The 23,448-nt window shown below is 71.3% G+C and carries 17 protein-coding genes and 1 pseudogene; 5 read left to right on the plus strand and 13 right to left on the minus strand.

Translation table 11 applies throughout. The features are described from left to right. Window positions 1-160 precede the first annotated feature (160 nt). Both ACFY5C_RS35970 and ACFY5C_RS35975 read left to right on the plus strand, forming a co-directional pair. The gene (locus ACFY5C_RS35970; protein ID WP_389452814.1) at window positions 161-1,624 is read left to right on the plus strand and encodes a zinc-dependent metalloprotease; all 1,464 of its coding nucleotides are present in this window, start codon (window positions 161-163) and stop codon (window positions 1,622-1,624) included. Then, window positions 1,621-2,136, plus strand: coding sequence for an NUDIX hydrolase (locus tag ACFY5C_RS35975; RefSeq protein WP_389452817.1), 516 nt, complete (start codon window positions 1,621-1,623; stop codon window positions 2,134-2,136). Before ACFY5C_RS35970 ends, ACFY5C_RS35975 begins: the two co-directional genes overlap by 4 nt. A 158-nt stretch (window positions 2,137-2,294) precedes the next feature. On the opposite strand, the gene ACFY5C_RS35980 is transcribed toward ACFY5C_RS35975, so the two are convergent. The 4 genes from ACFY5C_RS35980 to ACFY5C_RS35995 all read right to left on the minus strand — a co-directional run bounded on the left by ACFY5C_RS35980 (window position 2,295) and on the right by ACFY5C_RS35995 (window position 6,273). Then, on the minus strand, window positions 2,295-3,050 hold the full coding sequence (locus ACFY5C_RS35980; protein WP_389452820.1) for an AIM24 family protein: 756 nt from the start codon (window positions 3,048-3,050) through the stop codon (window positions 2,295-2,297). 18 nt (window positions 3,051-3,068) lie between these two features. Next, the gene (locus ACFY5C_RS35985; protein ID WP_389452823.1) at window positions 3,069-3,749 is read right to left on the minus strand and encodes an AIM24 family protein; all 681 of its coding nucleotides are present in this window, start codon (window positions 3,747-3,749) and stop codon (window positions 3,069-3,071) included. A gap of 11 nt (window positions 3,750-3,760) precedes the next feature. Continuing rightward, the gene (locus ACFY5C_RS35990) at window positions 3,761-5,527 is read right to left on the minus strand and encodes a TerD family protein (RefSeq protein WP_389452826.1); all 1,767 of its coding nucleotides are present in this window, start codon (window positions 5,525-5,527) and stop codon (window positions 3,761-3,763) included. A gap of 149 nt (window positions 5,528-5,676) precedes the next feature. After that, window positions 5,677-6,273, minus strand: a complete 597-nt coding sequence (locus ACFY5C_RS35995) for a M48 family metallopeptidase (RefSeq protein ID WP_389452828.1) — start codon at window positions 6,271-6,273, stop codon at window positions 5,677-5,679. A 341-nt stretch (window positions 6,274-6,614) separates the two neighbouring features. Here ACFY5C_RS35995 and ACFY5C_RS36000 point away from each other — a divergent pair. Together ACFY5C_RS36000 and ACFY5C_RS36005 are read left to right on the plus strand one after the other, a co-directional pair. Beyond that, a pseudogene (locus tag ACFY5C_RS36000) lies at window positions 6,615-7,835 on the plus strand (ThiF family adenylyltransferase). Further along, entirely contained in the window at window positions 7,828-9,198 is a 1,371-nt protein-coding gene (locus ACFY5C_RS36005; protein WP_389452831.1) for an ABC1 kinase family protein, read from the plus strand. The pseudogene ACFY5C_RS36000 and the gene ACFY5C_RS36005 overlap by 8 nt, the downstream one beginning before the upstream one ends. A gap of 6 nt (window positions 9,199-9,204) precedes the next feature. Here the strand turns inward: ACFY5C_RS36005 and ACFY5C_RS36010 are convergent, their stop codons facing one another. The 5 genes from ACFY5C_RS36010 to ACFY5C_RS36030 form a co-directional block, all read right to left on the minus strand. Beyond that, on the minus strand, window positions 9,205-9,414 hold the full coding sequence (locus tag ACFY5C_RS36010; protein WP_389452834.1) for a hypothetical protein: 210 nt from the start codon (window positions 9,412-9,414) through the stop codon (window positions 9,205-9,207). A gap of 137 nt (window positions 9,415-9,551) precedes the next feature. Next, entirely contained in the window at window positions 9,552-9,875 is a 324-nt protein-coding gene (locus ACFY5C_RS36015; protein ID WP_389452837.1) for a hypothetical protein, read from the minus strand. After that, window positions 9,872-10,240: a WhiB family transcriptional regulator gene (locus ACFY5C_RS36020; RefSeq protein WP_126394927.1), complete on the minus strand. Its 369-nt coding sequence runs from the start codon at window positions 10,238-10,240 to the stop codon at window positions 9,872-9,874. Before ACFY5C_RS36020 ends, ACFY5C_RS36015 begins: the two co-directional genes overlap by 4 nt. Before the next feature lie 174 nt (window positions 10,241-10,414). Beyond that, a complete protein-coding gene (locus ACFY5C_RS36025; protein WP_389452839.1) occupies window positions 10,415-10,741 on the minus strand; it encodes a hypothetical protein in 327 nt (108 codons plus the stop codon). A 165-nt stretch (window positions 10,742-10,906) separates the two neighbouring features. Beyond that, the gene (locus ACFY5C_RS36030; RefSeq protein WP_389452842.1) at window positions 10,907-13,159 is read right to left on the minus strand and encodes an ATP-dependent DNA helicase UvrD2; all 2,253 of its coding nucleotides are present in this window, start codon (window positions 13,157-13,159) and stop codon (window positions 10,907-10,909) included. A gap of 128 nt (window positions 13,160-13,287) precedes the next feature. Here ACFY5C_RS36030 and ACFY5C_RS36035 point away from each other — a divergent pair, with 128 nt between their 5' ends. After that, a complete protein-coding gene (locus ACFY5C_RS36035) occupies window positions 13,288-13,530 on the plus strand; it encodes a mycoredoxin (protein ID WP_364437662.1) in 243 nt (80 codons plus the stop codon). A 79-nt stretch (window positions 13,531-13,609) separates the two neighbouring features. On the opposite strand, the gene nudC is transcribed toward ACFY5C_RS36035, so the two are convergent. The 4 genes from nudC to ACFY5C_RS36055 all read right to left on the minus strand — a co-directional run bounded on the left by nudC (window position 13,610) and on the right by ACFY5C_RS36055 (window position 23,297). Next, the gene (gene nudC, locus ACFY5C_RS36040) at window positions 13,610-14,551 is read right to left on the minus strand and encodes an NAD(+) diphosphatase (RefSeq protein ID WP_389452845.1); all 942 of its coding nucleotides are present in this window, start codon (window positions 14,549-14,551) and stop codon (window positions 13,610-13,612) included. A 156-nt stretch (window positions 14,552-14,707) separates the two neighbouring features. Continuing rightward, window positions 14,708-16,111, minus strand: a complete 1,404-nt coding sequence (locus ACFY5C_RS36045) for a dipeptidase (protein WP_389452848.1) — start codon at window positions 16,109-16,111, stop codon at window positions 14,708-14,710. Window positions 16,112-16,121: 10 nt separating this feature from the next. Continuing rightward, entirely contained in the window at window positions 16,122-19,790 is a 3,669-nt protein-coding gene (locus ACFY5C_RS36050; protein WP_389452851.1) for a UvrD-helicase domain-containing protein, read from the minus strand. A 114-nt stretch (window positions 19,791-19,904) separates the two neighbouring features. Then, window positions 19,905-23,297 (minus strand): ATP-dependent helicase, encoded by a 3,393-nt coding sequence (locus ACFY5C_RS36055; protein ID WP_389452854.1) that lies wholly within the window; start codon window positions 23,295-23,297, stop codon window positions 19,905-19,907. Between the last annotated feature and the right edge of the window lie 151 nt (window positions 23,298-23,448).

The following is a 23,448-nucleotide window of genomic DNA, read 5'->3' on the forward strand; positions in this document are numbered from 1 at the left end:
GCGAGTGACGCGTCCGTACCAGGTGGCATCCATCCTGCCGCAGGCCAAGAGTCGGCGAAGCACCGAGGCCCGAACGGCTCGCGGTGTCTACGCTGGGTGGTGTTATCGGGCAGTCGCGCCGCCGGTGCCAAACCGGTGGCCTTACCAGCCGAGGAATCCCGTGAGTGACACCCCATTCGGATTCGGCCTTCCGCCGGAGGAGCCGGACGACGGCGACGAGGGCAAGAAGAAGGACCAGCAGAGCGGTGGTGGTCAGGGCCCGGCCAACCCGTTCGGTTTCGGCGGGCTGCCCGGAGCCGGTGGCTTCGGTGGCACCGGTGCCGACAATCCGTTCGCTGCCATGTTCGGTTCCCTGAACCCCACCGACCTGGGCGCCGCGTTCCAGCAGCTGGGCCAGATGCTCTCCTATGAGGGCGGCCCGGTGAACTGGGACATGGCCAAGCAGATCGCCCGCCAGACGGTCTCCCAGGGCACTTCCGACGGCACCAAGGACGCGAGCGTCGGCCCCGCCGAGCGCAACGCGGTTCAGGAAGCCGTCCGCCTGGCCGACCTGTGGCTCGACGACGCGACGGCGCTGCCGTCCGGCGCGGGCTCCGCGGTGGCGTGGTCCCGCGCGGAGTGGGTCGAGGCGACCCTGCCCGCGTGGCAGGAGCTCGTCGACCCGGTGGCCGAGCGCGTCGGCACCGCCATGGGTGACGTCCTGCCGGAGGAGATGCAGGCCATGGCCGGCCCGCTGATCGGCATGATGCGCTCGATGGGCGGCGCCATGTTCGGCACGCAGATCGGGCAGGCCGTCGGCGTGCTCGCCGGCGAGGTCGTCGGCTCCACCGACATCGGTCTGCCGCTCGGCCCCGTGGGCAAGGCCGCGCTGCTGCCGATCAACATCGAGACGTTCGGCAAGGACCTGGGCGTACCGAAGGAGGAGGTGCGGCTGTACATCGCCCTGCGCGAGGCGGCCCACCAGCGCCTCTTCGCGCACGTGCCGTGGCTGCGCTCGCACCTGTTCGGCGCGGTCGACGGCTACGCGCGCGGGATCAAGGTCGACACGGCCAAGCTGGAGGACGTGGTCGGCCAGTTCGACCCGCAGAATCCGGAGCAGCTGCAGGACGCCCTCCAGCAGGGCATGTTCCAGCCGGAGGACACTCCGGAGCAGAAGGCGGCTCTGGCCCGTCTGGAGACGGCACTGGCGCTCGTCGAGGGCTGGGTCGACGCCGTTGTCCACGCGGCCGCGAAGCCCCGCCTGTCGTCCGCTGACGCCCTGCGGGAGACGCTGCGGCGCCGACGCGCCTCGGGCGGCCCGGCGGAGCAGACGTTCGCCACGCTGATCGGCCTGGAACTGCGGCCGCGCCGGCTGCGCGACGCCTCCCGCCTGTGGGCCTCGCTCACCGACGCGCGCGGTGTCGACGGCCGTGACGCGCTGTGGGCCCACCCGGACATGCTGCCGACGGCCTCCGACCTGGACGATCCGGACGGCTTCGTGCACCGCGAGCAGATCGACTTCTCCGAGCTGGACAAGATGCTCGGCGAGGCGGCGCACGGCTCGACCGGGAAGCCGAACCTGAAGAAGGACGACGACACCGAGGGCGACGCCCAGGGTGACTCCAAGGGCGACGACACCGAGTGAGCCTGCACGACGACGCGGTCCTCGTACTGAAGGGCTACGAGGACCAACCGGACCTGCGCCAGACCTACCTGAAGCATCTGGAGGCCCATCCGGACGGCATGTGGAAGGCCTGCGGCGACGGGCACATCACCGCCAGCGCGCTGGTGATCGACCCGTCGCGCAGGCGTGTGCTGCTCACGCTGCACAAGAAGCTGCGCATGTGGCTGCAGATGGGCGGCCACTGCGAGCCGGCCGACGACACGCTGACCGCGGCCGCCCTGCGCGAGGCGACCGAGGAGTCGGGCATCGCGGGGCTGACCCTGCTGCCCGGCGGCCCCGTCCGCCTGGACCGGCACCACACCCCGTGCGCCTGGCACCTCGACGTCCAGTACGCGGCACTGGCTCCGCCCGGAGCCGTGGCGGCGATCAGCGACGAGTCCCTCGACCTGCGCTGGTTCACCTACGACGAGGTGGCGGACGTAGCGGACGAGTCGGTCGTACGACTGCTGGAAGCAACCCGCGCCCGCCTGTGAACCTGTAAGGGGCGACCGCCATTGGCTGTCGCCCCTTACACAGCCGGTTGACCGCGCGCCCCGTAAGGGGCGCGGGGAATTGCGCGACTAGCCACACACGACCCGCAGCCAGAGCAGCCCTCAGCCCCCGAAAACCCTCGGCCCGGCCCGCGGAACGATCAGCTCCAGACGTTGCCCTGGTTCTGGCCTCGCGCTCCCTGCTGGCCCATGCCGTACTGCGCGGCGAGGCCCGAGCCGATCTGGGCGTTCTGCGGCGGCAGCAGCTCGCTGGGCTGGACGATCGCGTAACCGCTGCCCATGAAGCTGAGCTCCCAGCCCTCACCGGTGTTGCCGCGGCGCCGCCACACCCCCGAGGAGTGCGTCTGGGACTGCATCTGGACGCGCAGGCCGGTCGACCAGGCGACGATCGCGTCGGCGTCGCAGTTGACGTACTTGTCGGGCGTCACCTGCATCATCAGCGGCATGCCCGAGGTCATCAGGGCGACCTTGCCGCGGCCGGTGATGTTGAGCTGGTACTTCCCGGAGCCGGAGATGCCGTAGAGGCTGTCGACGGCGATGACCTCGTGGTGCAGCGAGGAGTCCATCGCCAGCACGTAGCTGCTGTCGACGGTCAGGCCTTCCTGCTCCACGTCGACCATGTGCACGTGCTGCTTGAGGTTGGCGAGGTAGACCGTGCCCTGCCCGTGGCAGCGCATGAGGTCGAGGCCCTCACCGGTGTGTGCACGCGCGCGTCCCTGCTGGTTGCTCTGGAACTCGGCGTCGAATTCGACCAGGCCCTGGTAGGCGACCATGGTCCCCTTGCGGGCGAGGATGTCGTCGTGGCCCTCCAGGGCGACGCGGAGCATCTGCTTGTTCTGCAGGCTCCAGCGCTCCTGGGTCTGTTGGTCGTTGTAGGCGAAAAGCGAACTCTGCATGGCGTTTCTGGCTCCCCCTCAGCCCCGGACCCTAAGACGGTCGGTGCTGTCCTCGCTGGGCTGGACGACGACGATGCCCTGACCGGAGAAGGCCATCTGGTAGGCCTCACCGCTGCCCCGGCCGATGAGCGACTGCGCCTTGAAGCTGCGCTTGCCCTTCACCTTGAGGTTCGGGGACCAGGCGACGAGCGCGTCCGGGTCGACGTACGTCTCGTCCTCGCCGCCGCCGCAGTCGACGACGATCGGCTTGCCCCGGGAGGTCAGAGCGACCCAGCCCTGCCCGGAGATCTTGGTGTTCCACAGGCCCTGTCCGGCGAACTTCGCCAGACCCTTGACCCGCTCGACGCCCCACGTCAGATGCGCGTCGAAGGCGAGCAGGTTGGTGGCGTTGACGGAGATGCCGTCGCCGTTGAGGTTGATGATGACGACGTTGGCGCCGTAGTCGGCGAGGTAGAGCAGTCCGTCGCCGGAGCACTTCATCAGGGGTGCGCCCTCGCCGGTCATCCAGTCCTTGGCGATCTGGCGCACGGCCGGCGGGTTGGGCTCGTACTGGACGAAGCCTTCGTAGGCGACCATCGACCCCACACGCGCGAGGAGATCGTTCCCGGTCTGCATGGCGATCTTCGCCATGTGGTTGCCGTGGTTCTCCATGCGGGCGGAGACGGGTGCGGGGGCGAAGCCCGCGAGTGGCTGGTTCATGACGGGCTCCCTCAGATCTCGTACGGCTGGACGACGATGAAGTTGCCGGGAGCTGCCCGGAACTGGAGGTTGACGCTCTCTCCGGTGTCGCCGGGGTAGGCGTTGCGGCGCATCCGGACCTGGCTGGAGACGATCACCTGGGCTGCGGACGACCAGGCGACCACGGCGTTGGCGTCGGCGAACGTCGTGGGCGTGACCGGCAGCACCACGGGCGTGCCGTGCGTCTTGACGACGATCGTGCCCGTGCCTGTGAACTGCATCGTGAACAGCGCGCCGCCGGGGATGCCGTGGCCCTCGATACGGCGGATCTCGTACTGGAGGCTCTCGTCGAAGGCGAGGACGTTCTCGGCGGAGACGCAGATGCCGTCGCCCTGGAGCTCGATGGGGTGCAGCATCGTGGAGTTCTCGGCGAGGAACACCTGGCCCTGGCCGGTACAGCGCATCAGCTGCATCTCCTGGCCGGTCGCGTTGCCCACGATCCGGCCGGAGAAGCCGGCGCCCTTGTAGCTGAAGTCGACCTTGCCCTGGTAGAGCACCATGCTGCCCTGCCGGGCCAGCACGGGCTGCCCGCCGATGCCGAGGTCGACGCGGACCATCTTCTTGTTCTGCTGCGTCCAGCGCTGACCGGTGGGCGTCTCCTTGAACTGCTGCAGCGCCGCGGCCACACCGGGGCCCTGCGGTGCACCCTGAGGTGCTCCCTGCGGGGCTCCATAGGGTGCCTGCTGACCCGGGACCTGCCCGTAGGGGGGCTGCTGGCCATAGCCCGGAGGCGGGGTCGGCTGGCCGTAGCCGGGGGGCGGAGTCGGCTGGCCGTAGCCAGGAGGCGGGGCCGGTGCCTGCGGCGCCTGAGGCTGGGCGTAACCGGGCGGCGGCGGGGCGCTCGGCGCGGGCGCCTGGCCGTACGGCGGCTGCTGACCGGGCTGACCGGGCTGGCCGTAGGGCGCGGGGGCCGGGGCGGGGGGCGGCGGGGCGCCACCGGGCGGCGTCATCGGCGCGACGATCGTGGGCTGGGCGTGCACCGAGGGCGCCGGAGCCGGAGGCGGCGGCGTGGACCCCTGCGGGGGCGCGAAGCCCTGCGCGGCGGGCTGCGGTGCGGGCGCAGCAGCCGGGGCCGGAGCGGGCGCGGGCGCCGGAGCCGGAGCCGGAGCGCCGAAGGCGGGTGGCGCGGCGGCCTGGGCGGGCGGAGCGAAGCCCGGAGCGGCACCGCCCTGCGACTGCTGGGCCTGCTGCGGGGCGTTGGGCGTCTCCTCCTCGGCGACCTCACCGCCGAAGTTCCTCAGCAGCGCATCGAGGCCACCGTCGAAGCCCTGCCCGACGGCGGCGAACCGCCAGACGTCCTTGAGGTAGAAGTCGCCCAGCATCACCGCGCGTTCGGTGGAGAACTCCGAGCCGGTGAAGGCGTACCGGGCCACCTCCTCGCCGCCGGCGACGATGCGGATGTATCCGGGGCCCACCTGCGACATCTGTCCGGCGCCGTCGATCGTCGCCGTGAAGGACAGCTTCTGGATCTGCGGGGGGATCTTGTCGAGCGTGATGCGGAAGGACTCCGTGTCGCCCGCCTGGGTGCCGAGGAGCTGGATGGACTCCTCAGGTGACTTCGGCTGGTTGAAGAAGACGAAGTAGCGGTCGTCCGAGAGCCGTTCGTCGGCGTCGAGACCGAAGCAGCTGATATCGAACGACAGCCCCGGAGCGGCGATCTGTACCCCTACGTACAGATCCGTGCCCGCGGTGAGGTCACTGATCCTGGCCTTGTGGCCGCGTTGGAATTCCCTGGCCATGCGTAACGACCGTCCCCCATCCCGAATGTGATTGCGTCGCGCCAGGCTAACGGCAAACTCGGACATCGAGCCAAGCCGGTACAGACCCGGTACACAACCCTCGCCCGGCCCAACCGGAAGCGCCGCCTCAGGACGTCCTCAGGGAGCGGTCATTCGCCGCGCGCGCCGGGAAGATGAGGCAACCGTTCGGCGGCGACCACGCCTTCCAGGTAGCCCTTCGCCCGCTCGGTGCGGGGATACCCCTCCAGCAGCCGCCAGAAGCGGGGCCCGTGGCCGGGCACCAGCAGATGCGCGAGCTCATGAAGGAGCACGTAGTCGACGACGTACTCGGGCATACCCTGCAGGCGGTGCGAGAGCCGGATGCTGCCCTCGGCCGGGGTGCACGAGCCCCAGCGCGTGTTCTGGTTGGTGACCCAGCGGACCGAGTCGGGCCGCGCGCGGCCGTCGAAGTACTGCGCCGACAGCCGCTCCGCCCGCTCGGCCAGTTCGGCGTCACCGAGGACCCGCTTGCTCTCCTGGGCTGCCAGCTTGTCGAGCATGACGTTCACCCAGCGCTGCTCCTCGGCCTCGGACATCCGGGCGGGGATGAGCACGACGGTGCGATCGCCCTCGCGGTACGCCGAGACCGTCCGGCGGCGCCGGGCGCTTCTGCGGACCTCGATCGCGCTCGCCCCCGAGCCGCTCGACGGCGGGCTCGTCGTACTGCGCTGTGGCGTTCCGGCGCGGTGCAGTGGGTCGGCGGACACGCCCCGACGTTACCCGTTGCGCATAGGGGAAGTCCCGACTCCGGGACGGTTCCGTGCCGATCCCCCACCATGCGTTTGATTTGTACGACGAATATCCACCGCCTGTGGACAACTTTCGGCGCCGGGCGCGCTGTCGGGGCATGCTGGCTGTCACCGGCGGGGCTGCGACCGAGTTCCACCGGCACACGGGGACAGACGTTCACGACGGCTACGGGGGCCTGTTCATGCAAGCGACGGTTTCGACTGCTTCGGGGGATTCGACGGCTACGTCGACTACATCGCCTACGCCGACTTCACCGGCTCCACTGGTTCCATCACCTCCATCGGCTCCATCGGCTCCGCTGGCGCCACTACTGAAGCCCGCACTCAGGCGTGGCTGGCGCGATCTCAACACCGTTCAGTTCGGGATGACTCCGGCGCACGCTCTGACACTGGGTCCGATGGACACAGCGACGGGCAGTTTCCTCGATCTGCTCAACGGCACTCGCGGGCTGGAGCTGCTGCGCGAAGAGGGCCGCCGCATGGACCTGCCGGACGGTCACGTCGACGGGCTGGTGCGACGGCTGGCACGGGCGGGGCTGCTCGACGACGCGAAGGGAGGCGGGCCGGCCGGCGACGCCCTGCGGCGCAAGAAGGATGTCCTGGACCGGCTGCGCCCCGACCTGGCCTCACTGTCCCTGTGCGCGTCCGAGCCGGGCGAGGCGATCAGCCGCCTGACCGCACGCCGCTCAATGCGCGTACAGGTGAGGGGCGCCGGCCGCGTGGGCGCCATGGTGGCCTCGCTGCTGTCGGGCGCGGGGGTGGGCGAGGTCGACGTGCGCGACGTCGGCCGTGTCGAGCCGTGGGACGTCGCACCGGGCGGGCTGCCCCCGGAGGCGGTCGGCGACCGCAGGGACGAGGCCGCCCGGCGAGCCGCACGCCACTGCGCACCGGAACGGCCACCACGCCGGACCTCCCAGTCACCTCCCGCGCAGGACGGCGCCGGTCACTCGCTGGTGATCATCGCGCCCCGGGACGACGTCGCGGTGCACGCACCCTCCCCGTCCGCCGCCGAGCCCCTCGTCGCGTCGGGTACGCCCCATCTGTACGCCGGTGTCGTGGAGGGCACCGGCGTGGTCGGCCCGCTGGTCCTGCCCGGCGAGACGGCCTGCGCCGGCTGTCTCCACGAGGGCCGCACCGACCGGGACCCGGCCTGGCCCCGCCTCGTCGCTCAGTGGCGCTCCGGCACCGGGCGGTCACGCGACGTACGCCCTTGCGATCTCGCCCTGGCCACCACGGTCGCCGGACTGACGGCCGCCCACGCCCTGGCCTTTCTGGACGGACGGACTCCGTCGAGCGCCGGTGCACGCTGGGAGGTGTCCCTACCCGGTCTGAGCTGGCACTCCCGGCCGGTGTGGGCGCACCAGGCATGCGCGTGCGGCGCCACGGAGAAAGGTGAGGGAGAACACCCCTCCGAGGACGAGCAGTAGCGCGAGACAATGGCGGAGCAACGGCCGCCGAAGGAGTCACGCCGTCAGGCAGACTCGGAGCGGTCGGCTGGTACCTGGAGGGCGCATGTCTGATCTTCCCCGCAAGGCGGTCACCCGTACCGCCAAGCTCGCCGCGCTCCCGCTCGGCTTCGCCGGACGGGCGACCTGGGGACTGGGCAAGCGGATCGTCGGCGAGTCCGCGGAGATCGTCGGCCGCGAGCTGCAGCAACGCACCGCCGAGCAGATGTTCAAGGTGCTCGGCGAGCTCAAGGGCGGTGCGATGAAGTTCGGGCAGGCCCTGTCCGTCTTCGAGTCGGCCCTGCCCGAGGAGATCGCCGGCCCCTACCGCGCCGCGCTCACCAAGCTGCAGGAGGCCGCGCCCCCTATGCCGACGCGCACCGTGCACTCGGTGCTGGCGGAGCGGCTCGGCGAGGACTGGCAGGAGCTGTTTCTGGAGTTCGAGGACAAGCCCGCCGCTGCGGCCTCGATCGGCCAGGTGCACCGAGGTGTGTGGCACGACGGCCGCGAGGTGGCGGTCAAGGTGCAGTACCCCGGAGCCGGCGAGGCACTGCTGTCCGATCTGAACCAACTGAGCCGTTTCGCCCGGCTCTTGGGTCCGCTGATTCCGGGCATGGACATCAAGCCGCTCATCGCGGAGCTGAAGGACCGGGTCTCCGAGGAACTGGACTACGGCCTGGAGGCGCAGGCCCAGCAGGCCCACGCGGAGGAGTTCGCCGACGATCCGGATGTCGTCGTCCCTGCGGTGGTCCACCAGTGCGAGCAGGTCCTGGTCACGGAGTGGATCGACGGTGTCCCCCTGTCGGAGGTGATCTCCGAGGGCACCGAGGAGCAGCGCAACCGCGCCGGCCAGCTCCTGGCCCGCTTCCTCTTCTCCGGCCCGGCCCGCACCGGGCTCCTGCACGCCGACCCACACCCGGGGAACTTCCGCCTCCTGCCGGGCGGTCCGGAGAGTGAGCACGACTGGCGGCTGGGTGTCCTGGACTTCGGCACGGTCGACCGACTGCCGGGCGGTCTGCCGACTCCCATCGGCGACTCCCTGCGCATGACCCTGGACGGCGAGGCGGAGGCTGTCTACGAACTCCTCTGTGCCGAGGGCTTCGTCAAGGAGTCGATCGACCTCGACCCGAACGCAGTCCTCGACTATCTGCTGCCGATCATCGAACCGGCTCAGGTCGAGGAGTTCACCTTCACCCGCGGCTGGATGCGCAGTCAGGCCGGGCGCGTGGCCGACCCCCGCTCGCCCGCCTACCAGCTGGCCAAGCAGCTCAACCTGCCCCCGGCGTATCTCCTCATCCACCGGGTGACGCTGAGCACCATCGGCGTGCTGTGCCAGCTGGGAGCGACCGTGCGACTGCGCGAGGAATTGGAGGACTGGCTGCCCGGATTCGTTCCGGAGGAGCTGACGGACGAGCAGGAGACGGCTGCGGAGGCGTGAGCCGCCCTACCACCAGGCCGAGTCCAGCCGTCCCTCGATCGCTCTGAGGTTCTCCCTGGAGCAGGTATCGCAGATGTAGTTGCGGGCGCCGTTCTCCACGGAGCAGGTCCAGGTGGGCTGCGGGGCCCTGGCCCGGGTGCCGCAGCGGGCGCACACGAGGGGCTGGGGCTCCGTGGTGGAACCGCCGTTGTCACTGCCTCCGGGAAGACTCGTCACTCAGCGACGATATCGCCGCCGCTCACTGATCGGCGGTCACAACGCACTGCGGGGGCCGGTCCCGTTCACACGGAACCGGCCCCCGCGGGGACTACCGCCTCCCGGGTCGGGAGGCCACCGTCTGGCGGCGTGTTCGGTTACTGCATGACCGCCATGGCGAGCGCGCGGCGGGCACGCAGCGAGGCCCGCTCGGCCCGACGCTGCATGCGGCGAGCGGTCGCCAGGCGCACGGCCCGTCGTTCCTGCTCGGCCACGTACCGGCGCTCGTGCATATGCGCACGTGCCAGGGCTTCTTGGATGAGTTGCATCTCTCGGTTCCTGTTCTGACGCGAGTCGTTCGCGCCACTGGTGGTGAAGTCTTCAGGCGCGGAGCCTGCGAGCTCGTGGGTGGACGGCTTCATCGGGGCCTGCTTCTGGGGGTCGTGCGTGAAGGGACGGTCGATTGTTCCTGCGATGTTCATGCCGTGACCGGGTTCTTGCGCGGGCGACCACGCGGCCGCTTCCGGGCGACGACAACACCCTGGACGAACAGCTCGCCACCCCAGACGCCCCAGGGCTCACGCCGCTCCTTGGCGCCGGCGAGGCAGGCCTCGATCAGCGGGCAGGTGCGGCAGAGGGACTTGGCGTACTCGACGTCCGCCGGCGACTCGGCGAAGAAGACCTCCGGGTCGTAGGAACGGCAGGGGACGGGCACGCCGAGGTTCTCGATGGCGTCGTCGAGCGCGGTGAGCGCAGTGAGCGGGGTCAAGGTGGAGTCCTCCGTGAGGCCGGGCTTGGGGATCACGTCTGAAGGCGGTACGGACGGGGCGTGCGCTTCGAGTTGCACGGTTCGTCTTCCTCGTCTGGTCGTTCCGGCCCTGTTGGGCCGGGTGGCGGCTGGTACCGGGTCTTTCTTGTCCCGAGGCCCCTTCGCTCCGTCATCCCTGTGGGGGGACAAACAGAAGGGCCGCGGATCCCGGATGGGGTTCCGCGGCCCTGAAGGCGCCGGCCTGATCGACGATCAGGCTGGATCACTCCAGGGTTCTGGCCCACGGAAGGCCCACATCAGGTGGTGGTGCTTCGTCTGCTTCCGGAATCCGGCACCGGTCGCCGTAAAGGCATAGGCCTTGGCCTGTGCCACTACTGCCGCTTCCAGTGCCTTGGTCGGTCGCTCATTGCCCTCGCGGACAGGGAGACCCGCGAGAGACAGGGCGGACGCCGGACGCGCGGCACGGATGCCGGACAGACCGGTGCCCTGGTTCGAGACGCTGAGCATGCACAGGGAGGCGACGACCGAGGGATCGGTCATTTTCACGCTGCTGATGGAGCTGGTGTTGATGCTGATCACTGGACTCGCCTCCTCTCGGCGTCTAGGGGGACTGGGGTGAACCAGTCCGACGGGTATGCAAGTAGAACACGGAATTGGGGCCTCCGAGAAGGCCTCCGTTCCCGTGGCTAAGAACCTATGGGGATTGCTGGGGCATGCGCAAACTATTTTTTCGACGAGTTCGTGTCATTCCCCGTCGGAGCCCTCCCCAACCTCCTGGCCTGCACAGATGGCCAGCACATCGGCTCCGTAGCGCTCAAGCTTCCGCTTGAGGACGCCGGAGATGCGGGACAGCTCAACCGGACTGGCCGGCTCCGCCTCTGCAATGGCCATCAGGGTCCGGTCCGTGAAGATGCAGAAGTCCGGCTGCCCGCTGAGCCGGGCCTGGACCGCGCGCCACTCGCGGAGTCGTTCGTAGAGGCCCTCGTCCATATCGGAGGGGCAGCCCTCGCAGCGCATCAGCTTCATCTCGCCGGCGTCGGTGAGGGTGCGCCCGCAGACACGGCAGCGGGCCGGGGAGCGTTGAGTGCGTCTCGGGGCGGCGTCCGGCCTGCTCGTGAAGCCGCGCTCGACGCCACCGGCACCGACGGCGGCGGTGCGTCCTGCGGTGGCGACCGAGCCGGGGCGCAGTCCGTCGAGGAAGCGGCTGGGGCGACGGTTCGGGCGGCCTCCGGGTGCGCGGGTGAGCGCCCAGGAGACATGGAGGTGCAGCCTGGCGCGGGTGACACCGACATAGAGGAGGCGGCGTTCCTCCTCGATCTGCTCGTCCGTCTTTGCGTAGGTGATCGGCATCATGCCCTCGGCGACGCCGACCAGGAAGACAACGTCCCACTCCAGGCCCTTGGCCGAGTGGAGGGAGGCGAGGGTGACGCCTTGGACGGTCGGGGCGTGCTGGGCGTTCGCCCGCTCGTCGAGCTCCGCGACAAGGTCGGCGAGACTGGCGCCCGGTTTGGCGGCGGCGAAGTCCTGGGCGAGGTTCACCAGGGCGGCCAGCGACTCCCAGCGCTCTCTGACGGCGCCGGAGCCGGCCGGGGGCTCGGTCGTCCAGCCCTCGCCCGACAGCACGGCCCGTACCTGCGAGGGCAGGTCGACCGCGTCGTCGAGGAGTGAGTCGTTGCCGCCGAAGCGGGCCGCGCCGCGCAGGGCGATGCCCGCCTTTCGCACCTCGGGACGGTCGAAGAACCGCTCGGCACCCCGCAGCTGGTAGGCGACGCCCGCGTCGGCGAGGGCCTGCTCGTAGGTCTCGGACTGGGAGTTGGTGCGGAACAGGATGGCGATCTCGCCGGCCGCAACTCCGGAGTCCATGAGTTCCCGGATACGGCGGGCGGCACCCTCGGCCTCGGCGGGCTCGTCGGTGTACTCGGTGTACACGGGCTCGGGGCCCGGGTCGCGCTGGGAGACCAGCTCCAGGCGGTGGTCGGCGGCGCGCCCCCGGGCCTGGGCGAGCACGCCGTTGGCGAGGTGGACGACCTGGGGGGTGGAGCGGTAGTCGCGGACCAGCTTCACGACGGTGGCGCCGGGGTGCCGGGTGCGGAAGTCGAGCAGATGGTCGGGAGTTGCTCCCGTGAACGAGTAGATCGTCTGGCTGGCATCGCCGACCACACACAGATTGTCCCGGTCGCCCAGCCACAGCTCCAGCAGACGCTGCTGGAGCGGGCTGACGTCCTGGTACTCGTCGACCACGAAGTGCTGGTACTGGGAGCGGACCTGGTCGGCGATGTCGTGCCTTTCCTGGAGGATGCCGACGGTGAGCAGCAGGACGTCCTCGAAGTCGATGACCGAGCGGTCGCGCTTGAGGTCCTCGTAGACGTTGTAGATCTGGGCGATCTCGGCCGGGTCGCGGGGGGCGTCGCGGCCCGCCTTGGCGACGGCGGGCGGATAGTCGGCGGGGACGGTCCGGGTGACCTTGGACCACTCGATCTCGGCGGTGACGTCCCGCAGCTCGTTCCGGTCGAGGCGGATGCGGCAGGCGGCGGCCGCGTCGGCGACGAGCTGGATCTTGCGGTCGACGAGCCGGGGCATGGAGCCGCCGACCGCTTTCGGCCAGAAGTACTGGAGCTGGCGCAGGGCGGCCGAGTGGAACGTACGCGCCTGGACCCCGGCGGCGCCGAGCTGACGCAGCCGGCCGCGCATCTCTCCTGCGGCTCGGTTGGTGAAGGTGACGGCGAGCACGCTCGAGGGCTGGAGGATGCCTGCGCGCACCCCGTAGGCGATGCGATGGGTGATCGCCCGTGTCTTGCCCGTGCCGGCGCCCGCGAGCACGCACACCGGCCCGTGCAGGGCGGTGGCCACCTCGCGCTGCTCGGGGTCGAGCCCGTCGAGCACCGCGTCGGCAGAGTCCGGTACCTGCGGGAAGAGGGTGGAGTGCGTTGCTGCTGTCACACGGCCATGCTGCCAGGTCGCCGGAGACGGCTGTGCCGGTTGTCCACAGGCAGGCACGGTTAGTCGTACTAATGCGGCAGGCGTCACGTGCCCGGCGATACCCCGGGTGGGAATGGCGCCGTGGTCGCGTACGTTCCCTCATCGGACGACCTGTTTCCCCGAGCCATCAGAGGAGCGCGCGAGACATGCAGGGCACTGTGACGATGTACAGCACCACGTGGTGCGGCTACTGCCAGCGGCTGAAGAAGCAGCTGGACCGCGAGGGCATCGCGTACACCGAGATCAACATCGAGCAGGACCCCGAGTCCGCGGCGTTCGTCGAGAAGGCGAATGGCGGGAATCAGACGGTACCCACCGTGCTGTTCGGGGATGGTTCGACGCTGACGAACCCGTCGCTGGCTCAGGTGAAGCAGAAGATCGGCGTGTGACCGAAGCGCTACCGAAGCGCATTGAAGGGCATGCAGAGGGTGGCCGTCCCGGATCGGGACGGCCACCCTTTTGTTGCACTCAGACGCTGCGGGTCGGCAGCGGCTTGCCGTACCAGAGCTCGATCAGACGGGCCGCGATCGAGATGCCGTACGGCGGCATGACCTCGCCGGATTCGAAGGCAGCGCGCAGTTCCTCGCGGGAGAACCAGCGGGCCTCGTGGATCTCGTCACCGTCGACATTGACCTCGGTGGAGGTGGCGCGGGCCATGAAGCCCAGCATGAGGCTGGACGGGAAGGGCCAGGGCTGGCTGGCGACGTACTCGACCTGGCCGACGCTGACACCGGCCTCCTCGTAGACCTCCCGGCGCACTGTCTGCTCGATGGACTCGCCGGGCTCGACGAAACCGGCGAGCGTCGAGAAGCGGCCCTCAGGCCAGTGGACCTGGCGGCCGAGCAGAATGCGGTCGTCCTCGTCGGTGACGGCCATGATCACAGCCGGATCGGTGCGCGGGTAGTGCTCGGCGCCGCAGGCGGGGCAGCGGCGGATGTGCCCGGCCGCGGCGATCACGGTGCGCTCACCGCAGCGGGAGCAGAAGCGGTGGGTGCGCTGCCAGTTCTCCAGGCCGACGGCGTGCACCATCAGGCCGGCGTCCCGCGGCGACAGCAGCAGGCCCGCCTCGCGCAGGCCGGCCGGGCGCGCGGACTGGTCGATACGGCCGGGCAGCGCGTCCTTCTGCAGGGCAAAGTAGCTGACCCCGTCCTCGTCGATGCCGAGGAAGTAGCGGTGCGCTTCGGTGAGAGGGGCCTCGAAGGAGGGGGTCATGACGAGTTCGGTGCGTCCGTCCACCGTCTCGTCGACGAGGACCTGACCGCCGGAGACCACGAAGCAGCGGGTCGTGGGGTGGCTCCATGCCGCCGCGAGCCAGGCCTCGTCGAGCCGGTGGTGGGCGGCGCGGTCAATGCCGCTCGGTGCGGTGAGCGAGATGGGGCGGTCGGCGGTGTGGTCGGTCGAAGTGGTCACGGGTGCTTCCAACTCCCCCAGTGGAACGGTGTGCTTCGGTGGGTGGATCGGCGGGGCGTGCGACGGGAGGCGACCGGGTCCATCGGGGCTCGGTGGTACGGGACGGCCGATTCAGTGTGCCCCGCGCGCGATGCCCGTCCGGACGGCCCAGGTGGGTCAGGGCGCATGACGCCAGTTCGCGGCCAGGTCGCCCCAGAGGTAGGCGGTGGTCTCGACGCCCTTGAGCAGGAGATCGAGCTCGACCTTTTCGTTCGGGGCGTGCCAGCCGTCGGAGGGGACGGAGATGCCGAGGAAGAGCACGGGTGCGTCGAGGACGTCCTGGAGATCGGCGGCGGGACCCGAGCCGCCTTCGCGGGTGAAGCGGACCGGGCCCTCGAAGGCGCGGCTCATGGCGCGTACGACGGACTGCAGGGCGGGGTGGTCCAGCGGCGTCAGGCACGGGCGTGTGGCCCCGCTGAACGTGATCTCGCAGCGGATACCGGCGGGCACCTGAGCGTCGGCCCACGCGCGGACGGCCTTCTCGATGTGGTCGGGCTCCTGTCCCGCGACCAGCCGGAAGGAGAGCTTCACCATGGCGGAGGACGGGATGATCGTCTTGCTGCCCGGGCCTTGGTAGCCGCCGCCGATGCCGTTGACCTCGGCGGTGGGGCGGGCCCAGACGCGCTCCAGGGTGGTGTGCCCGGCCTCGCCCTGGGTGGCGTACGACTTGGCGGTGCGCAGCCACTGCTGCTCGTCGAAGGGCAGCTCGGCGAAGAGTTCGCGCTCGCGGTCGGTCAGTTCGACGATGCCGTCGTAGAAGCCGGGGATCGCCACGCGCGCGTGCTCGTCGTGCAGGGCGGCGACCAGGCGGGCGGCCGCGGTCGCCGGGTTGGGGACGGCGCCGCCGAAGGAACCGGAGTGGATGTCCTGGTCGGGGCCGTGCAGCCGGATCTCGCACTCGGCCAGGCCGCGCATGCCGGTGCACACAGTTGGGGTGTTCTCGGACCACATGCCGGTGTCGGACACGATCACGGCGTCGGCCGCGAGCCGCTCGGCGTTCTCCTCGACGAGAGCGCGGAAGTGCGGGGAGCCGGACTCCTCCTCGCCCTCGATCAGCAGCTTCAGGTGCACGGCCGGGGTCGTGCGGCCGGTGGTCGCGAGGTGGGCGCGGACGCCGAGTGTGTGGAAGAACACTTGGCCCTTGTCGTCGGCCGCCCCGCGCGCGTAGAGGCGGCCTTCGCGGACGACGGGCTCGAAGGGCTCGCTGTCCCAGCCGTCCTCGCGGGCGGCGGGCTGCACGTCGTGGTGGCCGTAGACAAGGACCGTGGGCGCCTTCGGATCGTCGGAGGGCCACTCGGCGAATACGGCGGGTGCGCCCGCGCTCGGCCAGACCTCGGCGGTCGGGAAGCCGGTCTCCTTGAGCTTGGCGGCGAGCCAGTCGGCGCTGCGGCGTACGTCGGGCGCGTGGTCGGGCTGGGCCGACACGGACGGTATGCGCAGCCACTCGGCGAGGTCGTCGAGGAAGGCGGCGCGGTGCTGCTCGATGTACGTGCGGACAGCGCTGTCCGGGGTCTGGCTCATGGTCACGAGCCTATCGGCCCGCACCGACATCCTCGGTGGGCGGTTCCTCACACTCCGCCTCCGTGACCGGGTCCTCGGTCAGCAGTCGCTCCAGCGCAGTCCGGTCCGGCAGCTCCTCCGGTCGTACGACCTCGCCGCTGCGGACGTAGAGGAACGAGGCCTTGACCGATTCCAGCGGCACGCCCTCCTGCTCGGCCCAGGCGAGCCGGTACAGGGCCAGCTGGAGCGGGTCGGCGGTGCAGGTCCGGTTGGTCTTCCAGTCGACGATCTCGTACGTCGCCCCGTCGCCGTCGCCCTCCTTGTAGACGGCGTCGATACGGCCCCTCACGACGCGGCCCGCGATCGCGAGCTGGAAAGGGGCCTCGACCCGGTACGGCGTGCGGTGCGCGTATTCGGTGCGCTCGAAGGCGTCCTTGAGAACCTCCAGGTCGCGCTCGTCGGCGATCTCGGCCTCGCTGCCGGGCAGGTCGTCCGGCTCCAGCATGGGCAGCGTGAGCTCTTCGAAGCGGGCCTCGACCCAGGCGTGGAACCGGGTGCCCCGGCGCGCGGCAGGTTGTGGCGGACGCGGCATCGGGCGGGCGAGCTCCTGCGCGAACCCGTCCGGGTCGGCGGCCAGCCGCATCAGCTGGGACGCGGTCAGCGTCGTGGGCAGGGGTACGTCGGTGACGCTCCCGCGGGCGCGCAGGAGCTCTCCGGTGAGGGCGTCGAGGTCGCGGTCCCAGGAGGCCAGGGTGCGGATCTCCTCGGGGGTGAGGGGTTCCGTGTCCGTGGGATGGGGGCGTGCGGGTGGTCCGGCGGGGGGCTCCGGGGCCGTCGCCTGATGCGGGATGGTCGGGCGGCCGGTGGGCCAGGAGTCCCAGTCGTCAAGGTCCTCCCCGGACGAGCGGGCGCCGGCGACGGACTCGTCGGGGGCGTCCGCGATGCGCTTGTCCCCGCGGGAGCCGTCCGCGAAGGAACCGTCTCGGCGGGATCCGTCCCCGAAGTAGTCGCCGAAGGCCTCGTCGGCGACGGCCTCGTCGGCGAATCTCTCGTCGGCGAAGGCCTGGTCGGCGAAAGGAGCGTCCCCGTCGGGCAAATCGTCCGCGAACGCTTCGTCGTCGTCCGGCGGCGGCGGCCAGTCCGGATCGTCGTACGTGTCCGGGTCGTGGGCGGCGGTGGGGTGGGCGTCCTCGTGGGAGGTGAGGGTCTCCAGGTGGGCCAGGACCGTCTCGGCGGCCGCCCGGCGTCGGGCCATCGCCGCCTCGTCGAGAGGCAGGGGCCACAGCTGGTCGGCGTTCTCCCGGTGCAGGGCCGGGTTCTCCTCGCCGTCGGCCGGCTCGTCGGCCCATGCCTCGATCTCGCCGTGCCCGGCCGCGCAGTGGTCGTACAGAGCCACGAGGAAGTCAGAAGGTCCGCGAGGTTTCTTCTGGGTGGGGCCCCACCAGTGGCCGGAGCCGAGGAGCAGGGAACGGGGGCGGGTGAAGGTCACGTAGCCGAGGCGGAGTTCCTCGGTGTGCTGGTGGTCCTTCATGGCCTCGTGGAAGGCCTTCAGGCCGCGGGAGTCCCAGGAGGCGACGTCCGGGAGCGTGTCGGTGTCGCCGCGCAGCTCGTGCGGCAGGACCTTGCCCTGCGCGGTCCACTTCTCGCGGCCCTGGGTGCTGGGGAAGGTGCCCGTGACCAGGCCGGGGACGGCGACGACGTCCCACTCCAGGCCCTTGGACTTGTGCGCGGTGAGCACTTTGACGGTGTTCTCGCCGCCCGGAAGGGCGTTGTCGAGCCCCTTCTCGTACTGAGCGGCGGTGCGCAGGAAGCCCAGGAAAGCGAGCAGGGACGCCTCGTTGTCGCCGGCCGCGAAGGAGGCGGCGATGTCGAGGAAGTTGGACAGGGTCTCGCGGCGACGGGCGGCCAGCGCGTGCGGGGAGGCCGACAGCTCCACTTCCAGGCCGGTGACGGCGAGGACGCGGTGGAGGACGTCCATCAGCGGGTCGGACAGGGAGCGGCGCAGGTCCCGCAGTTCGGTGGCCAGGCGCGCGAACCGCACGCGCGCGTCCGGCGAGAAGGGCAGCCCGTCGTCGTCACCGTCGCTGTCCATCGGCGTCTCGAGGAAGGTGTCGAGGGCGTCCGCGAGCGAGATGACCTCGGCGGGGTCGACCCCCTCGACGGCCTCGGCGAGGCGTCGGTCCGGGTCGTCGTCGCCGTCCACCCGCGCGTGGGACACCAACCGCCGTGCGCGGCGCCCCAGGAGGGCGAGGTCGCGCGGGCCGATACGCCATCGCGGGCCGGTGAGGAGGCGGACCAGGGCGGCGTTGGCCCCGGGGTCCTGGAGAACCTCGCAGACGGCGACCAGATCGGCGATTTCGGGCAGATGGAGCAGCCCGGACAGGCCGACCACCTCGACGGGGATGTCCCGGGCGACGAGCGACGCCTGGATCTCGGCGAAGTCGGTCGCCGTGCGGCACAGGACGGCGATCTCCCCTGGTTCCTTGCCGGTGCGGACGAGATGCGCCACGGAGTCGGCGATCCAGTCGATCTCCTCGGCATGGGTGGGCAGCAGGGCGCATCGGACCGTGCCGTCACGCTCGGCGCCCGGTGCCGGGCGGAGGGCCTCCACGCCCGCGTGCATGGCGCGCAGTGGCTCGGCGAGACCGTTGGCGAGGTCGAGGAGCCGGCCGCCGCTGCGGCGGTTCTCGCTGAGCGCCTGGCGCGCGGCGGGGCGGCCGTCGGCGTGCGCGAAGTGCTCGGGGAAGTCGTCGAGATTGGCGACAGAGGCGCCGCGCCACCCGTAGATCGCCTGGCAGGGGTCGCCGACGGCGGTCACCGGGTGGCCGGTGCCGCCTCCGAAGAGGCCTGCCAGGAGGACGCGTTGGGCGACGGACGTGTCCTGGTACTCGTCCAGGAGGACCACACGGAACTCGTCGCGCAGGATGCGGCCCACTTCGGGGACCCCGGCGAGCTGTGCCGACAGGGCGATCTGGTCGCCGAAGTCGAGCAGATCCCGCTCCCGCTTGGCCGCGCGGTAGCGGCCCACGAGGTCGGCCAGTTCCCGGCGCGCCGCGGCCGCCTCGGGGACCTTGCGCAGATCGGCGTTGGTGAGCTTGGCACCTTGCAGGGTGAGCAGCACCTCCGCGTCGTACGCGCGCAGGGCCGCGGGCCGTACGAGGTGCTCGGCCAGTTCGGCGTCGAGGGTGAGCAGATCGCTGACCAGGTCGGCGAAGGAGCGGGTCAGTGCCGGATATGGGCCCGGGGCCTCGCGCAACACACGCGCGGCGAGTTGGTAGCGGGTCGCGTCGGCGAGCAGGCGGGACGTCGGTTCGAGGCCGATGCGCAGGCCGTGGTCGGTCAGCAGACGGCCGGCGAAGGCGTGGTACGTCGAGATCACCGGCTCGCCCGGCGGGTTGTCCGGGTCGATGACGTCGGGGTCGGTGACGCCGGCCTTGATGAGCGCCTTGCGGACGCGCTCGGCGAGTTCACCGGCGGCCTTGTTGGTGAAGGTCAGGCCGAGGACCTGTTCGGGGGCGACCTGGCCGGTGCCGACCAGCCACACCACGCGTGCCGCCATCACCGTCGTCTTGCCCGATCCGGCTCCGGCCACGATGACCTGCGGGGCGGGCGGCGCGGTGATACAGGCCGTCTGCTCCGGAGTAAACGGGATGCCGAGGAGCTCCTTGAGCTGCTCGGGATCGGTGATACGGGCGGACACCTCAGAGAGGCTAGCGGCGGGCACTGACAGTCGACGCCGGATCACTCCGCGGGCCGGAAGAACCGCAGGTCAGCACGGGTGGTGCGATCGGTCACTCCCGTCACTGACGAGGCGTTACTCGATCACGTGCCGCCCCTCGGGCCGTGCGCTGCACGACGCCCGGAACGCGCAGTGGGTGCAGTGCTGGCCCGCGGTCGGTGTGAATCGTTCGTCGAGAACCTTGCCCGCTGCCGTGGCCAGCAGGTCGCCCACCCACTCCCCCTCCGCGCCCTCCAGGGGCTGCTGTCCCTGCACCTTGGGGAGCGTCTCGCCGCCGTCGCGCTTGGCGGCGCCCTGGCGGAGCTGGACGAGTTCGGCGCCGCCCGGCTCGGGGCGTACGCCGTCGAAGGCCTCGTCGACGGCGCCCTCGTTGACGGCGAGCTGGTAGACGGCGAGCTGCGGGTGGCGGGCCACGTCGGCCGCGCTGGGAGCCTGTTTGCCGGTCTTGAAGTCGACCACGTAGGCACGCCCTTCGCCGTCGGCCTCGACGCGGTCCATCTGGCCACGGATGCGCACCTCGAAGTCGCCCGCCCCGAGGGTGACGTCGAAGTCGTGCTCGCTCGCCACCGGGGTTCGCCCCGCGCGGTCCATCACGTGCCACTTGAGGAAGCGTTCGAGCGCCACGCGCGCGTTGTCCTTCTCCTGCGCCGACTTCCAGGGCGCGTCGAAGGCGAGTGCGTTCCACACCGAGTCGAGGCGCTCCATGAGGACGGCGAGGTCGGCCGGGGTGTGTCCGGAGGCGACCTCGTCGGCGAGGACATGCACCACGTTGCCGAAGCCCTGGGCGACCGTCGCGGGCGCGTCGGCCTTCACCTCGCGGCCCAGGAACCACTGCAGGGCGCAGGTGTTGGCGAGCTGCTCGAGGGCGCTTCCGGAGAGCACGACGGGCTGGTCGCGGTTGCGCAGCGGCACCTTGGACTCCGTCGGCTCGAACATGCCCCACCAGCGGTAGGGGTGCGCGGCCGGGACCAGCGGGCGGCCGTCCTCGTCGGCGAGCGCGGCGAGCCGGGCCAGGCGGCGGGCGGCGGCCTCCCTGAGCGTTTCCGACACGCGCGGGTCGACCGTCGTCGCCCGGAGTTCGGCCACGAGGGCTGCGACGGACAGCGGGCGGCGTGGGCGGCCGGTCACGTCCTTGGGCTCCACGCCGAGCTCGGTCAGGAAGCGGGAGGGCTGGTCGCCGTCGTCCGCCGGGGCCTTCACCGCGGTGACGACGAGGCGTTCACGCGCGCGTGTGGCGGCGACGTAGAACAGGCGGCGCTCCTCCGCCAACAGCGCGCCCGGGGTGAGCGGTTCGGCGAGTCCGTCGCGGCCGATGCGGTCGGCCTCCAGGAGGGAGCCGCGACGGCGCAGGTCCGGCCACAGTCCCTCCTGGACGCCCGCGAGGACGACCAGGCGCCATTCGAGGCCCTTTGAGCGGTGCGCGGTCATCAGGCGCACGGCGTCGGGGCGCACGGCACGCCGCGTCAGGGTGTCTGCGGCGATGTCCTCGGCCTCGATCTCCTCCAGGAAGTTCAGGGCTCCCCGGCCGCCGGTGCGCTCCTCCGCGCGGGTCGCTGTCGCGAACAGTGCGCATACGGCGTCGAGGTCACGGTCGGCGTTGCGGCCGGCCGCGCCGCCGCGGCGGGCCGTCCGCTCCAGGCGCGTGGGCCAGGGCGTGCCCTCCCACAGGTCCCACAACGCCTCCTCGGCCGTACCGCCGGCCGCGAGGCGCTCACGGGCCTTGCGCAGCAGCGCGCCGAGGCGCTGGGCGCCACGCGCGTATGTGGGGTCGTGCACGGCCAGGCGCTCCGGCTCGGCGAGCGCCCGTGCGAGCAGGTCGTCGGAGGGCGGTGGCAAGGGATTTCCTGCCGCCCGCTCCTCGTCGCGCAGGGCCCGCCCGAGGCGGCGCAGGTCGGCGGCGTCCATGCCCGCGAGGGGCGAGGCGAGCAGGGTCAGGGCCGTCTCGGTGTCGAGCCACGAGGGGGCGGGTTCGTCCGTCGAGTCGTCGCCGCCGGGGTCACCGTCCTGCGGCGGTACGTCTTCCCCCTGGGATTCGCGCCGTACGCCCCCGTCGGCTGCCTCGGTCGCCAGTGCGGCCTCGGCCGTGGCCACCGCCCGCAGCGCCGTCAACAGTGGCGCCACCGCCGGCTCATGCCTCAGCGGCAGGTCGTCGCCGTCGATGTCGAGAGGCACTCCGGCCGCCGTCAGCGCCCGGCGCACGGTCGGGATCGTGCGCGACCCGGCCCGCACCAGTACGGCCATCTCGCCCCACGGAACGCCGTCCTCCAGATGCGCCCTGCGCAGGATGTCGGCGACGTTGTCCAGCTCGGTGCCGAGCGTCGGGTACGTGAAGACCTCCACGCGGCCGCCCTCGCGGACCGGCGCCAGCTCGCGATGGGCGCGTACTTTCTCCGCCGGCAGGCGCGTGAGCGGCATGCGCTGGGTCAGCAGCCGGGTCGCGGCCAGCAGGGCGGCGCCGGAGCGGCGGGAGGTGCGCAGGACCTCCACGCGCGCGGGGCGGCCGTCCGCGCGCGGGAAAACGTGCGGAAACTCCAGGATGCCGTTCACGTCGGCGCCGCGGAAGGCGTAGATCGACTGATCGGGGTCGCCAAAGGCAACGAGGGTCCGCCCGCCGCCGACGAGGGCGTGCAGCAGCCGTACCTGCGCCGGGTCGGTGTCCTGGTACTCGTCGACGTACACGCCGTCGTACTGCGCGGCGAGCCGCTCGGCGACCTCGGGACGGCGGGCGAGGAGCACCGCGCGGTGAACGAGTTCGGCGTAGTCGAGCACGCCCTGCATGTCGAGCACGTCGAGGTACTCGGCGAGGAAGGACGCCGCGGCGCGCCAGTCGGGGCGGCCGATGCGGTGGGCGAAGGCGTCCAGGGCGTCCGGGCCGAGGCCCAGTTCGCGGCTGCGGGCGAGGACCGCGCGGACCTCGTCGGCGAAGCCACGGGTGGTCAGGCAGGCGCGCAGCTCGTCCGGCCAGCGCACATGCGCGAGGCCGAGCCGCTCCAGGTCCGGCTGGCCCGCGAGCAGCTCACGCACCGCCACGTCCTGCTCCGGGCCGGACAGCAGCCGCAGCGGCTCCACGAACAGGTCGCTGTCCTGGTGGGCGCGGACCAGTGCGTAGCAGAACGAGTGGAACGTGGTCGCCTGGGGCGCACGGGCCGCCCCTATGCGCAACGCCATGCGGTCCCGCAGCTCCACGGCGGCCTTGCGGCTGAAAGTGAGCACCAGGATGCGCTCGGGGTCCGTGCCACGGGCGATGCGCTCCGCCACCGACTCGACGAGTGTCGTCGTCTTACCGGTCCCCGGACCTGCGAGAACTAGAAGCGGACCGGCGGCATGGTCAACCACGGCGCGCTGTGCGGCGTCAAGACGAGGGGGAGCCACTCGCACTGGAGGGGTACGCACCAGCCGGTAAGCGCCACGGGCCCCCTGTCGCACCTGGGGGTGCGACAGGCGCCTGGTGGAGAAAGAGGAGCTCACGTGATTCGCCGGTCCTGGTGGGTGTGCTGGTGGGTCGCCTCTCGCGCGTGGAGGGCGGTGGCTGCGAGGTGAGGGCGACACGTGCAGCAGACGCTACGCCGAGGGGTAGTGCGGAAGCAGGGCTTCCGGTTCATCCCTCCGGCCACTCATG

The organism is Streptomyces sp. NPDC012935 (assembly GCF_042900345.1).
Classification (GTDB): domain Bacteria; phylum Actinomycetota; class Actinomycetes; order Streptomycetales; family Streptomycetaceae; genus Streptomyces.

Bases quoted from the DNA above. Each gene is read 5' to 3' on its own strand.
- ACFY5C_RS35980 (WP_389452820.1), bottom strand. From the start codon at position 3,050: ATGCAGAGTTCGCTTTTCGCCTACAACGACCAACAGACCCAGGAGCGC.
- ACFY5C_RS35985 (WP_389452823.1), bottom strand. From the start codon at position 3,749: ATGAACCAGCCACTCGCGGGCTTCGCCCCCGCACCCGTCTCCGCCCGC.
- ACFY5C_RS35990 (WP_389452826.1), bottom strand. From the start codon at position 5,527: ATGGCCAGGGAATTCCAACGCGGCCACAAGGCCAGGATCAGTGACCTC.
- ACFY5C_RS36005 (WP_389452831.1), top strand. From the start codon at position 7,828: ATGTCTGATCTTCCCCGCAAGGCGGTCACCCGTACCGCCAAGCTCGCC.
- ACFY5C_RS36015 (WP_389452837.1), bottom strand. From the start codon at position 9,875: ATGAACATCGCAGGAACAATCGACCGTCCCTTCACGCACGACCCCCAG.
- ACFY5C_RS36035 (WP_364437662.1), top strand. From the start codon at position 13,288: ATGCAGGGCACTGTGACGATGTACAGCACCACGTGGTGCGGCTACTGC.
- ACFY5C_RS36045 (WP_389452848.1), bottom strand. From the start codon at position 16,111: ATGAGCCAGACCCCGGACAGCGCTGTCCGCACGTACATCGAGCAGCAC.